The organism is Bradyrhizobium sp. USDA3010, from assembly GCF_056429065.1.
Map to the genome: position 1 here is coordinate 93,766 of NZ_JBWJZD010000003.1, position 15,599 is coordinate 109,364.

Annotated in this window: 13 protein-coding genes; 6 read left to right on the forward strand and 7 right to left on the reverse strand. The window is 64.5% G+C overall.

The window, feature by feature from the left end; all coding sequences use genetic code 11:
• Positions 1-292: 292 nt before the first annotated feature.
• Positions 293-814: a PRC-barrel domain-containing protein gene (locus AC066Y_RS05975; RefSeq protein WP_478273061.1), complete on the forward strand. Its 522-nt coding sequence runs from the start codon at positions 293-295 to the stop codon at positions 812-814.
• Between the two features lie 72 nt (positions 815-886).
• On the opposite strand, the gene AC066Y_RS05980 is transcribed toward AC066Y_RS05975, so the two are convergent.
• From AC066Y_RS05980 to AC066Y_RS06005, 6 genes are all read right to left on the reverse strand, one after another.
• Positions 887-2,041: a mandelate racemase/muconate lactonizing enzyme family protein gene (locus AC066Y_RS05980; RefSeq protein ID WP_478273062.1), complete on the reverse strand. Its 1,155-nt coding sequence runs from the start codon at positions 2,039-2,041 to the stop codon at positions 887-889.
• 38 nt (positions 2,042-2,079) lie between these two features.
• Positions 2,080-3,384 carry an MFS transporter gene (locus AC066Y_RS05985; protein WP_478273063.1) on the reverse strand — a complete coding sequence of 435 codons (1,305 nt, stop codon included), beginning with the start codon at positions 3,382-3,384 and terminating at the stop codon, positions 2,080-2,082.
• Between the two features lie 113 nt (positions 3,385-3,497).
• A complete protein-coding gene (locus tag AC066Y_RS05990) occupies positions 3,498-5,108 on the reverse strand; it encodes a glycerophosphodiester phosphodiesterase family protein (RefSeq protein ID WP_478273064.1) in 1,611 nt (536 codons plus the stop codon).
• A 196-nt stretch (positions 5,109-5,304) separates the two neighbouring features.
• Positions 5,305-6,276 (reverse strand): HlyD family secretion protein, encoded by a 972-nt coding sequence (locus AC066Y_RS05995; protein WP_478273065.1) that lies wholly within the window; start codon positions 6,274-6,276, stop codon positions 5,305-5,307.
• The gene (locus AC066Y_RS06000; protein ID WP_478273066.1) at positions 6,263-8,593 is read right to left on the reverse strand and encodes an ABC transporter permease; all 2,331 of its coding nucleotides are present in this window, start codon (positions 8,591-8,593) and stop codon (positions 6,263-6,265) included. Before AC066Y_RS06000 ends, AC066Y_RS05995 begins: the two co-directional genes overlap by 14 nt.
• Positions 8,590-9,561, reverse strand: coding sequence for an HlyD family secretion protein (locus tag AC066Y_RS06005; protein ID WP_478273067.1), 972 nt, complete (start codon positions 9,559-9,561; stop codon positions 8,590-8,592). Before AC066Y_RS06005 ends, AC066Y_RS06000 begins: the two co-directional genes overlap by 4 nt.
• A 484-nt stretch (positions 9,562-10,045) precedes the next feature.
• Between AC066Y_RS06005 and AC066Y_RS06010 the strand changes: the two genes are divergently transcribed.
• The 5 genes from AC066Y_RS06010 (at position 10,046) to AC066Y_RS06030 (ending at position 14,209) form a co-directional block, all read left to right on the forward strand.
• Positions 10,046-11,791, forward strand: coding sequence for a CocE/NonD family hydrolase (locus AC066Y_RS06010; RefSeq protein WP_478273068.1), 1,746 nt, complete (start codon positions 10,046-10,048; stop codon positions 11,789-11,791).
• Between the two features lie 24 nt (positions 11,792-11,815).
• Positions 11,816-12,604, forward strand: a complete 789-nt coding sequence (locus AC066Y_RS06015) for an enoyl-CoA hydratase/isomerase family protein (protein WP_478273069.1) — start codon at positions 11,816-11,818, stop codon at positions 12,602-12,604.
• Positions 12,605-12,618: 14 nt separating this feature from the next.
• A complete protein-coding gene (locus tag AC066Y_RS06020; RefSeq protein WP_478273070.1) occupies positions 12,619-13,377 on the forward strand; it encodes a TetR/AcrR family transcriptional regulator in 759 nt (252 codons plus the stop codon).
• 216 nt (positions 13,378-13,593) lie between these two features.
• Positions 13,594-13,896, forward strand: coding sequence for a hypothetical protein (locus AC066Y_RS06025; protein WP_478273071.1), 303 nt, complete (start codon positions 13,594-13,596; stop codon positions 13,894-13,896).
• A 160-nt stretch (positions 13,897-14,056) separates the two neighbouring features.
• On the forward strand, positions 14,057-14,209 hold the full coding sequence (locus tag AC066Y_RS06030; RefSeq protein ID WP_478273072.1) for a hypothetical protein: 153 nt from the start codon (positions 14,057-14,059) through the stop codon (positions 14,207-14,209).
• 132 nt (positions 14,210-14,341) lie between these two features.
• Here the strand turns inward: AC066Y_RS06030 and AC066Y_RS06035 are convergent, their stop codons facing one another.
• Positions 14,342-15,556 carry an ABC transporter substrate-binding protein gene (locus tag AC066Y_RS06035; RefSeq protein ID WP_478273073.1) on the reverse strand — a complete coding sequence of 405 codons (1,215 nt, stop codon included), beginning with the start codon at positions 15,554-15,556 and terminating at the stop codon, positions 14,342-14,344.
• Between the last annotated feature and the right edge of the window lie 43 nt (positions 15,557-15,599).

The following is a 15,599-nucleotide window of genomic DNA, read 5'->3' on the forward strand; positions in this document are numbered from 1 at the left end:
CTTGTGCAGCGCGGTTCGCCGGGACGACTTAGTGAGCCAAACATCGTCACATCAGGGACTGCGCGTCCGGCGCAGTCGTGAGGCTCAACCGCAGCTTAATTGAGAGTTGACGACCGCTCCCGTCAAGGCCGGCGCGCCCCATGCGTTGGAAAGTCCACACGCTCAGCTTTGCTGCATCGCTTCCATGGCGTTTCTCCGTACCGGAGCGGCCTTTGAGCGCATGTTCCGTTAGGAACGGTTGCGGTGATGACGAGTTCTCCATGTATCGATTTTTGCAAGAGGAGAGCCAACAATGTTGGTCAGATCCATCATCGCCGGCGTCGCCGGCACCGCGCTGCTTGCAACCGTCGCCTTTGCGCAGACGCCTACTGAAAAGAGCGACAAGTCCGAAATGGCACCGCCAGCGGCGAGCACGTCATCGACCTCTTATCAGGGCAATTGGCGCGCCTCCAAGGTCGTCGGCCTCAGCGTGTACAACGACAAGAACGAGAGCGTCGGGTCGATCAATGATCTCTTGATGGACAAGAGCGGTGCCATCAAGGCGGTCGTGATCGGCGTCGGCGGCTTCCTCGGCGTCGGCGAGCATCTGGTCGCCGTGCCGCTCGACAAGGTGAAGTTCTCAAGCGAGCCGATCGCCTACACCGGCGCTGCCGGCGCCCCCAACACCGGCAGCACGAACAAGACGACGACCACCGGCGCGGCGCCGGCTGCGGCGGCACCGAAGCCGAATCCCTGGTATCCGGATCACGCGGTCTTCAACGCGGCCAAGGACGAGCTGAAGGCGATGCCCGAGTTCAAGTACGCGACCGAGTAACGCGGATCGCCGTGTGAGAGACAAGCGCGCCCGGTATTGCCGGGCGCGTTTGCTTTGTAACAGAGGCTGCCCCTATGGTTGCGCCGCTCGATATTCGGCTCGCGTAACCAGCCAGTCGGCGGCCGCCTTGAGATTAGGCTCCGCTCCCAGGCCCGGTCCGTCCGGCAGCGGGAATATCCCTTGCTGGACGCGAGGGAAGGGCTGCGCGAGCGCTTCGCGCAATGGGTTTTCCATGACGTCGTGCTCGAGCAACCCCGGGCCTCCGACTGCCGCGAGCACCTGGGCCGCGGCGATCAGACCGACGCCGCTACCGAGCCAATGCGGGCAATAGGACCGCCCTGTCTGGACGGCGCGTCGGCCGACTGCATAGGCACCAGTGACACCGCCCCATTTCAACATGTCGGGCTGAACCACGCCGTGATGGCCATTGGCAATCAATGTCATGAACGCATCATATCCCATGACGTTCTCGCCGCCCGCCAAGGGGACGGGAGACAGCATCGCAAGCTCCGCCCATTCGGCGGCGGGCCGGTCGGCCGTAAGCGGCTCCTCGATCCAGCCAAGACCAAAAGCGCCGAGTCGCGGTACGGCGCGGCGGGCTTCGACGAGATCCCAACCCTGGTTCGCATCCACCATCAGGCGTTCGCCCGATTGCAAGTCGCCTGTGATGCGCGAGACCACGGCCGTGTCGGTCGCGGTACCGAACGCGACCTTGACTTTGAAGGCGCGAAATCCTGCCTCACGGCAGCGCGCTACCGTCTCTGGCGCCGTGTCCGGATTGAGGCCGCTGGCATAGGCAGGCACCGCGTCGCGCGCCGCAGCCCCGCTGAGCATGACGCGCAGCGATTTTCCGGCGCGCCGTGCGACGAGATCCCAGAGCGCAAGGTCGAGCCCGCCAAGGCATGCCGCGAACGGACCGGGCTCCGCACCCTGCAGCGCCCAGCGATGGGTGCGCCCAGTCAAGGTGTGCCAGGCGTCTCCAGGATCGAGATACGTTCCGGTCAGCGCCGCCGGACAGATGACGGTTTCGAGCAGCCGCATCTTGTTGTCGGCACTATAGGGCGGAAAGTTGCACCATATCTCTCCCCACCCATACGCGCCGTCGGAATCCTCGACACGAAGAAGCAGAACGCTACGCCGCGGAATGCTGCCGAAGGACGTCTTGACGGGCTCGCTCACTTCAGCACGAAACAGGAACGCCTCGATGCGCGCGATGTTGATGGTCATTGTTGCTGCTCCTTCCTAGCGATGCGCATGCGTGACACTCAGGCCCTCTTCAATGCAGCCGGCGCAGTCGCTGTGCCGATGAAGCGGCTGCTCACGATGATCGGCGCCAGCACCGCCGCAACGAAGGTGAGCGCTGCGAGAAAGTAGAGGCCAGCCTCGTAGCTGTGCGTGGTTTCCCTGATCCAGCCGATCACATAGGGCCCGACGAATCCGCCGAGATTTCCGATCGCGTTGATCAGCGCGATGCCGGCAGCCGCTGCGTTGCCGGAGAGGAAGGTTGATGGCAGAGGCCAGAATGGCGGCTTGGCGCCGTAGATGCCGATCGCGGCAACCGCCATGACGGCCACTGCGAGCAGCGATCCGGACATCATGCCGGCGGCCGTCAGTCCGAACGCCGTGAGTGCGAGCGCTGCGCAAAGCGTCCACCGGCGTTCACCGTAGCGATCGGAGATGAAGCCGAATGCGAGGATGCCGAGTGTTCCGAAGATGTAGGGGACCGAGGTCATGATCCCCGTCTGCATGTCGGTTAAACCCAGGCCTTTGAGGATCTGAGGCAGGAAGAATGCGAGACCGAGATTGGCCGTCGTATTCGCGAACCAGATGAATGCGAGCGCCAGCACGCGTGCATCCGCCAGCGACCGCAGTACGCTCAAGCCGTGGATCGCAATCGCGCGCTCCTCATCGTCGATCGCATTCTGCAGCTGGGTGCGCTCCTCGGTGCTGAGCCATTGGGCTTCGCCCGGCCGGTCGGGCATCACCTTCAGGAAGACGATGCCGGTCAGCGTCGTCGGCAACCCTTCGAGGATGAACAGCCATTGCCACCCCTTCAGGCCGGCCCATCCATCCATCTGGAGGATTGCCGTCGAGATCGGCCCGCCGAGCGCGAGCGAAACCGGCACCGCCACGATGAATGCGGCGATCATGCGCGCCCGGTACTGCTGCGGAAACCAGTAGGTCAGATACAGGATCACGCCGGGAAAGAAACCGGCTTCGGCGGCGCCCAGCAGAAAGCGCGCCACGATGAAGCTGACTGGTCCCTGCACGCGCGCCATCGCCACTGCGATCAAGCCCCAGGAAATCATGATGCGCGAGATCCAGCGCCGAGCGCCGACCTTTGCCATCACGAGGTTGCTCGGGATCTCGCAGATAAAATAGCCGAGGAAAAAGACGCCTGCACCAAGCCCGTAGACATAGGGCGAGATGCCGATATCCGCGTTCATCCTCAGCGCGGCAAATCCGACATTGACCCGATCGATGTAGGCAAGAATGTAGGAAACGAACAACACCGGCATCAGCCGAACGAAGGCCTTCCTGATCGCCCTGTCAGCAACCGCGTCGGACATTCTCGCTCCCATGTCGTCGTTTGATCGGCGCATGGCCTCTCGTTCGCCGCCCGGACCGTTCGCGCGTTCCTTCAGCGGCGAGCAGCGCGCTGGACCAGGATGGACGAGAGGCCTTACCCGTCAGCGCGGATCAGGAAAAATAGTTTGTTGAGATGGCTCCATCTGAAAAGGAGATGCCTCGGGCTCCGGCGCAGTTGATCGCGCAAGACACGGTGCCCGCACGTCACCGCCCCGACGGCGTTTGCCGTTGGACGCCGATTCGAAGCTCCGAAAAGCGCGACGTGCGAGCGAGTTAGTCGTGTGCGATGTAGAATCCGGGGGGCGCCGTCACCAGCCGAGTTCACGCAGATAGGCCGCGCGGGCGGCACGCCGGTGTGCGTGAAATCGGTGAACACCCCATCCACGCCGAGGCGGAAGAACTTCAGATATTCCAGGCCAGGGTCGCCGCGATAGTCGGCAGCCAGATATTTCTTCTCGTTGCGGAACGTGAAGACATGCACGAACAGGCCGAGCTTGTGCGCGTCGGCAATGACGCTGGTTGCCTCCTGCGTCGAGGCATCCGCCGTCGATCCCTTGTAGGGCGTGCCGTCGGCGTTGTTGTCCTTCCACGGTGAGATCTTGTAGGGGACGATATAGGCCTTCCACGGACCGATGCCGTCGGCATAGGTCTTGATCTCCGCGAGGCCCTCGGGCGTCAGCATCGCATCGAAGGTGCGGCCGTCACCCGCGACCGTCCAGTCGTACGGACGGGAATTGGCGATGTTGTTGAGCAGCACCTTGCCGGTCTTGAAGTCGACGCCGTTGCCGTCGATCAGCTGGACCTGCCGCGTCTCCAGCCCGTGGCTGCGCATATATTTCAGGCTGCCGGGCTCGAAGCTCTGAACGATGATCGGCGCGTCCTTCGCGTTGAGGCCGTTATCCCTGATGATCTTGATCAGGGCGTCCTCGAGCGGGTGGCTGCCGGGCGCGCCGCAGCCATTGGCGATCGCCTGGGCATTGTTCCAGGTCGGATTCTTGGTTTCCGGATAGACCGCGATCGGACGTCCCGTCGCCTTGCTCTTGGCCTTGGCGATGTCGATGATGTCCTGGAAGCTGATGATCGGAAACTTGCCGTTGAACAGTTTCGGCCGTTCGTTGGCCGCATCATAGGTGGTGCCGGCGATCCAGCTCTTCAGCTCGTCCATGGTGAAGTCGGTGATCGACCAATCATTGGTGTGATCGTCGCCGTCGACGATCAGCGCCTTCAGCACCGATTTGGGATCGGCCGGATCGATCAGGTCGGTGGGATATTCGGCCGGCCCGCTGGTCGGCGTTTGCGCCCATTTCACCTTGACGGCAACGCCCGGCGCGGTGCGCTTGCGTTTCGCGACGTCCGCATTGGTCTTCGCCACTTCGGCGACATTGGTGTTGTCGCCCAGCCATGGATTGTGGCGTGCCACCAGCACGCAATCCTTGGTCAGATGCAGGTCCTCTTCGAGCGCGTCGGTGCCGAGGTCGGCGGCCAGCTCATACGATGCCTCGGTCTCCTCGGGCACCAGGCCCGGCACGCCACGATGCCCGATCACGAGCGGCTGCTTGCCGTCGACGGTCAGGAACGGCTTGGCGCCGGCCGGCGCCGAGGCGGTTTGCGCTGAAGCCATCGACGGCAGCAGGACCGCCAAAGCCGCCGCACCGAGCAGCATCGCGCCAACATGCACCTTCCGTCGCGAACGAATCTGCCTCACGGCCAAATCTCCATCTTTTGCGTGGCATCGGGGCGATGCCATAAAGGCCGAGCCGATCAGGCTGACGCCGTTGTCTTCTTGTCGCAATCTTCTGACAGTCCGATGACTGTTCGGCGAGGCGGGCCGACACAAGCTTCCGCGATGCGCCGGAGGGCGACAGCACGCACCTCATTGCGAGTTCGATCGCGGCGCGTTGTCAACGTGCGATCCGGACGCTCATGCCGGGTTCGAGACCTTCCGCGGCGCCTGCGGGGTCGAGACGCAGACGCAGCGTGTTGCGGTCGTGATCGCCGATCACGCGCTCGGCCTGCCAGGTGGCGAACACCCCAAGCGGCCGCAATTCGGTGATGGCGGCCTTGGCGGCGGCGCCGGAAACGTTCGGTATCACGCTCACCGTCTTGCCCATCGCAAGACCGTCGAGATGGTCCTCGCGCACGTTGAACGACAGCCATTGCTTGCCGGCAGCCGCGATCATCAGGATCGGCTGGCCCGCACGAACGTTCTCGCCCACTTCCGCGGCGATCACGCTGACCACGCCGTCGACCGGCGCGCGCAGCACCATCTTGTCGAGACGGCGCTCGAGCACCGCGACGGCGGCCGCGGCCGCCTGCACCTGTGCGTCGGCGATGGCGCGCTCCTCCTTGGTCGGCCCTGCGACGGCGGCATCGTAGTTCGCCTGTGCCGCCGCCACGCCGGCGCGCCCTGCGGCAACGTCGTTCTCGGCCTGGTCGAGCGCCTGCTGGGTTTCAAAGCTCTGGCTCGCCAGCGTGGTGATCCGCTTGAGCTGGGTCTGCACATAGTCGAGCCGCGAATTGGCCTTGGAGATCGCGGCTTTCAGCGAGTCGATCTGTTCGCGGCGGACGCCGGCATAGACGTTGTTGCGGCTCGCCACCGCGGCGGCATGCGCGGCCCGCGCCTGGTCCGCCTGTGCGCTCAACTCGACGGCGGAGAGCCGCGCTAGGACGTCGCCCGCGTGCACCTGCGCGCCTTTCTCGACCGCGATCGACACCAGCTGGCCGTTCACTTCCGGCTCGATCCTGACCTCGGTCGAGCGGACCACGCCGACGATTGCAGGGGCCGGCGTCGCGCGGCCCTCGGCGTAGATCAGCGCACCCGCGACGAGCGCAAGCGGGATCGCGACAATGGCGATGCGCCTAGCGTTGGGCATGTTGCTGTCCTCTCTTGAACACCAGCGCGGAGATCACGGCCAGCACGAAATAGCCCAGGGCCAGGCACCACAACCTGATCCAGTCATGCGAGACCTCCCAGATGCTGGCGCCGAGCTGGTTGATGCGCACGAGGCCGTCGATCGCCGAGTCGGCCGGGAACAGCCGGCCGAGTGCCGTCGCCGCAGGAGGGATGGCCTCGCGCGGCCATGCGAAGCCGGCGGTGAAGAACTGCGGCAGGCTGGTCGCCAGCAGCAAAATGGTGGCGTTCTCCGGTCGCGTGAACCAGGCGCCGATCGCCTGTCCCATGAAGCTCGTCGCCAGCAGGAAGACGGTCGCCAGCGCGAAGATCTGCGGCAAATGCCCGAGCGTCGAGAAACCATAGATCCGAGGCAGCACGATCAGATAGAGCGCGAGCGCCGGCAGGTAGATGGTCAGATGGGCCACGCCGCGCCCGAACACGCCCGCGACCGTGTTGCGGGAATTCGCCAGCGCCGCGCCGGTCAGCATCGCCGCGCCGATCAGCAGCGTCTGTTGCAGGATCAGGATGAACGCCGCCGGCACGATGTAACTCGCATAGCCGCCGACCGGGTTGAAGATCGGTTGCAGCAGGACGTTGGCCGGGCTGAGGCTCGCGAGCTTCGCTTTGACCAGACCTCCGTCTGCGCGGGCGCCCCGCGACACCAGGTCGGATGTCAGCGTGCCGATCGCGGTGGCGACGGCGCCTGCGGTCGATCGGAAGATGAACAGGTAGGTGGCGTCGGCGTAGACCGGGATGTGCGCGGTGAGGCCCTTGAGCACATCGCGTTCGGTGCCGGGCGGGATCTGCACGGCGGCAAATGCGTAGCCGCGGTCGATCGCGGTGCTTGCCTCCGCAAGGGTGCGGGCGCGAACCGTGACGCTCAATGTGCCGCTGGCATCGAGCGTCTCGACGATCTGGCGTGAGAGATCGCTGAGATCATTGTCGACGACCGCGATCGGCAGCTTGCGCAGGATCTGGTTCAGATAAGGCTGCGGATAATAGATGCCGTAGACCAGCGGCGCGAGGAACAGCAGGCTGAAGGCGCTGCGCGTTCCGAGCACGCGCCGCCACTCCGCCGCGAAGGCGCCGCCGACGCCCGATGGCGCCGGCTCGCTGACCGGCGGTTCGGCCGGCCGCGCCGTTGTAAACCAGCCCCGGCGCGTCAAGCTCGCCATGCGCAGCAAGGCGAGCGCGGCAAACAGCAGCGTGAGGCCCGCGAGCGCCGCGAAGGGAATTGCCGATTCCGAGGCCGGCAATCCGCGCGCCGCCTGTCCCATCAACACCGCCATGTACCAGCGCAGCGGCAGGATCGCGCTCCAGACCTGCGCAAACGTATTCATGCCGATGGTGGGAAAGCCGACGCCCGCGTAGCCAAAGGCAGGGGAGGCGATCAGGCCGGCAAGGCCGAGTCCGGTCGCGAGGTCGCCCACTAAGAGCTGCAACAGGGCGCCGAGCGACAAATAGGCGATGATCAGAAGCAAGCCCGCGGCGATCATCAGCAGCACGTCGCCCTTGAAGGGAATCTGCAGCACGCCCTCGAGGATCAGCGGCTGGGCCAGCATGATCAGGATGAAGATCACGAACAGCGGCGCGAGCTTGCCGGCGAGTGCGGCGATCGGATCGCCACCGGCGCTTTCGAGCCACTCGCGCGCGTTGCGGCGGCGGAATTCGGAGCCGACCGAATAGCCCGCGGCGAGCGTGATCACGACGTGGATGATCGTCGGCAGCAGCGCACGCAGCAGGAATTGCGCGTAGTTCTTCTGCGGATTGACCAGCGCGATGGTCTCCGCGGAGAGCGTTCCCATCGATGCCGGGGCGGGGGCGGCGCGGTTGGCGGGAGCGGCCGCGCTCGCGGCGGCGGACAGCACATCGTTCAGGCCCGACGACGCGATGCCGGCCGCGGTCAGGAATTGCTGGTTGTAGAAGCCGACGACTTGCGGACGGCGATCCGCCTTCAGGTCGCGTTCGAAATTCGGCGGGATGAAGATCGCCGAAATCGCCTTGCCGGACCGGATGTCCTGTACGGCTGACGACAGCGAGCCGGAATCGTCGACGATCCTGAGACTCGGCGAGGCCGCGACCTGCTGCGTCAGCGCGCGCGAAGTATCCGACTTGTCGGTGTCGACGATCGTGACGCCAAGGCCGCGGATCACCGGTTGGCTGAACACGGCCGTGAGCACCACGAAGGCGAACAGCGGCACGCCGAGGATCAGCAGCAATGCCACGCGGTCGCGCAACAGCCACCGGCATTCGCGCTGTGCGACCCGCCAGAATCCGGGCTTTGAGGCCAGCCTCATTGGCGTGACCGCCAGTCGAGATAGGCGCTCATTCCGGGCCGCAACTCGGGCACCGGCTGCACCGGGTAGGCGCGGATCGAGAATGTCCGCAAGTCGAAATCGCCGGTGGCGCGGGTCGCCCGCCAGCTCGCATATTCTCCCTTGGTGGCGATCAGCTTGACCTCGACCGTGACATGACGGTCGTCGAGCGCCGGAATGCGGACGTCGAACTTGTCGCCGACCTTCAGGCCCTTGACGAGATCCTCGCGCAGATCGAAATGGATCCAGAGATCGCCGAGATTGATCAGCGTCACCAGCGGCACGCCCGGCGAGACGAACTCGCCCGGCTCGACGTTGCGCTGATAGACTTGCGCTGCGACCGGCGCGTAGACCGCGAGCTGATCGATCACCGACTGGACGCTCTGAATGTCGGCTTCGGCCTTCTCGACATTGGCCTTCGCGATCGCGCGTTCTTCCTTGGTGTAGCCGTTGACCGCCTGCTCATGGGCTGATTTCGCCTGATCGAGCCCGCGCTCGGCTTCGTGCAGCGCATCGGTGGTCTGGTCGAGACGGGCCTGCGGCGCGTTGCCTTGCTCGGTCAGTGTCTTGGCGCGATCAAAGGTCTTCTGCGCCAGCACCTGCGCGGCCTCCGCGCGCTCCATTTCCGCCTTCCGCGCGGCAATGGTTTCCACCCGCGTTCCAACCATGACATTGGCGAGCTGCGCATCCGCAACGGCCTTGGCGGCGCGCATCTGGTCTTGCTTTGCAAGCGTTTCCGGGTTGTCGATGCGCACCAGGACGGCGCCCGCCGCCACGTTCTGGCCGCGCTCGACCGGGATGTCCTTGACCCGTCCGTCGACGCGCGCGGCGATATCGAGCCGCGTCGCATCGACCTCGCCCTGCACGAGCAGCGGCTCGGGTCGCAGCAGATAATAGATCGACAGCGCAACGATGATCGCGGCAACGACGCCGACGATGATGGCCGGCATGCGCGTTGCTGCGTGCGCATTGTCCTGGCGCGCTGCTTGTGGTGGCTCCGACGTGCTTCGGCTCTCGTTACCAGAAGGTGACACGTCCATAGCTGACCCCACATTGGCTCACGACCAGGATAGTCATTCACTATGGCGTGGATGTTAAATCCTGCCAACCTCGCCAGCCTGTCCGATCCGGCTCGAATTTGACCGGAGCAACCGTGTCCGGTGCCGCCGACGCGGGCGCGTGGCGCACGGGATGGCGTCCATCTCAGATGGAGATAGCGGGCGCATCGAACTCTCCAGCGCGCCCGCCACCACGATCATCCCGAGATTTTGGAACTGCAGAGGAACATCGAGCCGTTCCGTCGCGTTCCGGGTATGGGAATTATACTTTACGATAGTAAAGTTTTATGCCATGGTGTGCTCGACCGGCCGGGCAGGGTGCCTCCATCGCCACGGGCCATCGACCGAAAATGGTCGCGAACACCGGGATGAAACGATGATCGAGGAACGCGACATCAGCGTCGCCATGAGGGACGGGACCCGCCTTGCGGTCGACGTCTACCGTCCGGACGCAGCCGGCCGATACCCCGTGCTGTACGCCTCGGCGCTGCACAACAAGGACATCCAGGGCCCCGACATCGCGGACGTCTTGCCGCCGCAGCCGGCTCACGCGCCGTTATGGTTCGGTCCGATCGAGGCGGGCGATACGCGTCGCTTCATCGCCAATGGCTACGTCCACGTGATCGCGCAGCCGCGCGGTTCAGCCAAGTCGGAAGGGCATTACGGCCACGAGGACACCGACCATTACGACCTGATCGAATGGATCACGCAGCAACCATGGTCCGACGGCAAGGTCGGGATGGTCGGAATCTCGGGATTTGCCGGCGAGCAATGGCGCGCGGCCGCGCAGGGGCATCCCGCGCTGAAGGCCATCTTCCCCTATGACGCGTGCAGCGCCTACGGCGGCATGTTCGGATTCCGCGACTTCAATCCCGGCGGCGTGCTGCACAGCTTTCCCTATCTGCTCGACGTTTTCAGCACCGTCCATGAATCGCGCGACCGCCCGGCCGAGCTGCCGCCCGCCGAGGAAGAACTCTGGCGCCGCGCCATGCGTAACCCGGACTTCAAGCAGTACATCAACCTCTACAACATCCTGACCCAGAAGGGACAACGCACCTTCATCATGTATCTCATGATGACGCATCCCTGGGAGCTCGACGGCACCGTCGAGCGTGCGGAGGAGGTCTTCAAGAAGATCAAGATTCCGTTCTACACGGGCTCGGGTGCATATGCGTATACCTACAAGCTGCATTGGCTCGGTGCGCAGCACTATTTCCAGAACGTCGATGCGCCGAAGAAGCTGCTGTTCACCGGGCCGGCGCATCTCGAGCGGCCGTTCCATCAGCACCACGATGAAATCATCCGCTGGTACGATCACTGGCTGAAGGGGCACGGCACCGGCATCATGGACGAGCCGCCGGTGCGCTATTGGCTGATGGGCGCCAACGAGTGGCGGACCGGCATGAATTGGCCGCTACCGGAAACGCAGTGGACCAAATACTATCTCTCGCATTGGGAGACACTGTCGACCGAGCCGCCGCGACCGGCCGCGGAGGTCGGCGCTTCGGCGCGCGAGCCCGATGTCTTCACGCAAATGCCGGTGACGCGGACGACCAAGGTCGAGCGGCTGCGCTACATGACGGAGCCCTTGCCGCACGACGTCACCGTCGCCGGCCCGATCACGCTGACGCTGTACGCCGCGATCGACCAGGACGACACCAACTGGATCATCGTGCTCAAGGACGTCGGGCCCGACGTGTCGGTGCGCACCGCGCGCGAGGGTGAGCGCGACGTTCCGTCGACATTGCCGGAGCGCGAGCTGACGCGGGGTTGGTTGAAGGCGTCCTATCGCGCGCTCGATGCGCAGCGCTCGAAACCCTGGGAGCCATTCCACAGATTGACACAGGATGCGATCGCGCCTGTGACGCCGGGAGACGTGGTCGAATACCAGATCCAGATCCTCGCCACCGCGAACCAGTTCAAGGCGGGCCATCGCATCTGTCTCGATATCACGTCGATGGATGTCCCGACCGGCACGGGAGCCATGACCAACGTCGAGTACATCCCGTACCACGTCTGCAGCAGCAAGACCGTCACCCACAAGATCTATCGCGATGCGGAGCGGCCGTCGCATCTGCTGCTGCCGATCATTCCCTCGTCCGCTGACCGGCGTCCGGCCTGACATCTCATAGAAGGAAGCGTGACCATGAAGACGATTCGATTTGAAAGAGATGGCGCCGTCGGCAACATTGTCCTCGCCAATCCGCCATTCAACCGCCTCGACGCACGTTTCGCGGAGAACCTGCGCGCGACGGTGCGTGAGGCGAGTCAAAGCGACATTCGTGTGCTGGTGGTACGCGCCGAAGGACCGCATTTCAGCTTCGGTGGCGAGGTGCGGGAATGGCCGGGCAAGGACGTCAACTGGTTCAGGACGTTCGTTGCCGACGTGAACATCGCCTATCGCGCCATCGAGATGCTGAAGATCCCGACGGTCGCGGTGGTGCAGGGGATAGCCTTCGGCGGCGGCTTCGAGCTCGCATTGGCGTGCGATTTCCTCGTTGCAGCCGATAACGCGACCCTCCGTTGTGTCGAGGTCACGACGGCGATGCTGCCGATCGCCGGCGCGTTGCAGCGCATCGCCGAGCGCGCCGGGCGGGCGCGTGCATCGCGATTTGCGATGCTCGGCGAGCCGATCTCCGGAGCTGAAGCGGGCACGCTCGGAATTGCCACCCATGTGGTGCCCGAAAGTGCGTTGACGGCGACGGCGACTGCATTGGCGGGGCAGCTCGCGACGGGGCCGACCAGGTCATATGCTGCGACGCGCACCCTGCTCAAGGCGTGGTCAAGCGGCGGCGTCGCCGCCGCGGATCTCGTGATGCTCGATGTCGCGATGGAGCTCTACGACGGCCCCGACGCCCAGCGCGGCTTTGTCAACACGGCCGCGGCCTTCGACAAGGACATCGAGCCGCCGCCGCTGGTGTTCGAAGGCAAATAGACCGACTGCGCGCCATGGACGGCACGGCTGCTGGCGATGGGCTCGAGGACACGTCGGGTGACGTCGGGCCGGAAACCATGTTAGGCCAAGGCCCCATGACGAAGAAAGCGAGCCCGGCGGCTGCGCGTCGCGGCCGCCCGCGGCAGCGAGCCGAACAACAACGTTCGATCGAGACCCGAGCCTCGATCCTCGATGCAGCCATCGCCGAATTCGCTGAACGCGGGTTCGAAGCCGCAAGCATTCGTGCCATCGCCGATCGGCTCGGCCTGCAGCATCCGCTGATCACCTATCATTATCGCAGCAAGGACATCCTGTGGCGGGCGGCAGCGGAGCACGCCTTCGCCCAGATTCGCGCCGGTTGGGATATTTCTGCGCCCGAAACATCCGATTTGTCACCGCTGCAGCGGCTCCGTCAGGAATACACGACACTGTTCCGGTACACGGTCGCATTCCCTGAATTTCACCGCTTCATGCGGCAGGAGACGCTGACAAACAATCCGCGGCTGAAATGGGTGGCGGAAGCGATCCTGGCTCCGCTGCTGGAGCGCTTGCTGCCGCAGATCATCGCGGTTCAGAAGCAGGGTTTGCTCCCCGCTGTCGACCCCATGCTGTTTCACTACATGATGGTCAGCCTGACCGCGACGCTTTCCGAGTTCGGGCCGGAAATGCAGGTGACCGGCGGACTGTCCTCCGCCGACCCGAAGGTCGTCGAGGCGTATTGGCGCCTCGTTGACGAGACGGTGTTCGGGACGATGCCCAAGGAACGCGGCTGAAGCACTTGCGCGCGTGGCCGACGCTGCAGCCGTGCCGCGCGATCAGACCTGTCCTGCAAGCCGCGCAAGATCACCCGGTTCACACGGATATTTGAAGCCACGCGTCCGAATAAATCGCATCCGATTAAATCGGGATACTTGAAGCCCAGTCGTGCCATGCCTTTATCAGGCGCGAGCGAATTAATCGTATGCGATGTAAATCGCGGGAGCGTTACCATGACGACCAGGATTTCCCACGTCGCCAGGACGTTCAGAACCACGACGTTCAGAGCCATCGCGATGGCGGCAGCACTGTCGGCCATCACGGCGACGGCGGCCTCGGCCCAGGCCGCGATCTCCGAGCCGGCCGCTTATCAGGCGCTGTATCCGTACCGCGACGTGCTCAACAACGGCGCGCCGACGCCGGCGGCCAGGCTGGTGCTGCTGCCGCCCGCGGTGCTGCAGGCGCTGCAGGCGCAGGAGAGCGGCATCGGCGTCGTTCATGTGCCGCGGCACATTTCGCATCGTGCCAGGCGCTGAGGCCCAGCAACGAGGATGTGCGTCGATCGACCCGCATCCTCAAGCCGGATCAGGCCAACTCTCGCGACTGTGATTGAATGATAACGATCATTCTATTGATCGCCGGTGCGGCTCGACTACGTCGAAATACAGTAGCTTCCCCTTATGACGGAGACGTTCCATGTCCAAGCAGATCGACGACCTCTCAAGGTACTATCGCTATGAGTTCGTGCACGGCGACCATGCCGATTTCATCGCCTATCAACGCAATCAGGGCGACGGCGTCTGGCAGACGTATTCGACCTGGATGATCCCGCGCGCGAATGGCGAATAGCGCCGGCTGACGCGGGCGATTACCGGGACCTGCCGCGGAAAGAAACGCGGAAGGAAAAATGCGCCCGGTGCCGGCCGGGCGCATTTCTTGTTGGCCGTCATCACGCACATCCGGCCCGCCGCAGCGTGCTCGTCAGTTCGACTTCACCAGCGGGCAGCCGCCCTTGTCGAGCGGGCGGAACGCTTCGTCGCCGGGCACGGTGGCGATCAGCTTGTAGAGATCCCACTCGCCCTTGGATTCCTCGGGCTTCTTGGTTTCGAACAGATACATGTCGTGCACCATCCGGCCGTCGATCCGGATATGGCCGTTCTTGGCGAAGAAGTCGTTGACCGGCGTCTTGCGCATCTGCTCCATCACCTTCGGCGCCTCGTCGGTGCCGATGGCTTCGATCGCCTTCAGGTAATGCATCGTCGCCGAGTAGAGGCCGGCCTGGATCATGGTCGGCATGTGGCCGACCTTCTCGTTGAAGCGCTTCGAGAAGGCACGGGTCTCGTCGTTCATGTCCCAGTAGAAGGCGTCGGTGACGATCAGGCCCTGTGTCGCCTTCAGGCCCAGCGCATGGGTGTCGGTGATTTCCATCAGCAGCGCGATCAACTTCTGGCCGCCCTGGGCGAGGCCGAACTCGGCGGCCTGCTTCAGCGCGGTGGTGGTGTCGCCGCCGGCATTCGCCAGCGCCACGACCTTGGCCTTGGAAGCCTGCGCCTGCAGCAGGAAGGATGAGAAGTCCGACGAGTTGAGGGGATGGCGCACGTCGCCCAAGACCTTGCCGCCGGTCTCCTTGACGACGTTGGCGGCGTCGCGCTCCAGCGCCATGCCGAAGGCGTAGTCGGCGGTGACGAAGAACCAGGTGTCCTCGCCGCGCTTGACCATCGCCTTACCGGCGACGTTCGACAGCGCGTAGGTGTCGTAGGTCCAGTGCACGGTGTTGGGCGAGCAGGCGGTGCCGGTGATATCGGAGGAGCCGCCGCCGGAGTTGATGTGGATCTTGTTCTTCTCGCGCGTCAGCGCCGAGATCGGCAGCGCGACCGACGAGGTCGGCACGTCGAGAACCGCATCGACCTTGTCGTTGTCGTACCAGTTGCGCGCGATGCTGACGCCGACGTCGGGCTTGTTTTGATGATCGGCCACGACGACCTGGATCGGCTTGCCCTTCACCTTGCCGCCGTAATCTGCGACCGCCATCTCGACCGCGGCGACCGAGCCCTTGCCGGTGGCGTCCGCATAGAGGCTCGACATGTCGGTGAGCACGCCGAGCTTGACGACGTCGTCGGAGATCTGGGCGTTCGCCGCGGTGCCGGAGACCGCAAGCGCGAGGCCGGCCGCTGCCGCGGCCAAGAGCGATTTCATCGTGTTTCTCTCCCTGACTTTTCGTTCGAGGTTGCTTCCACGA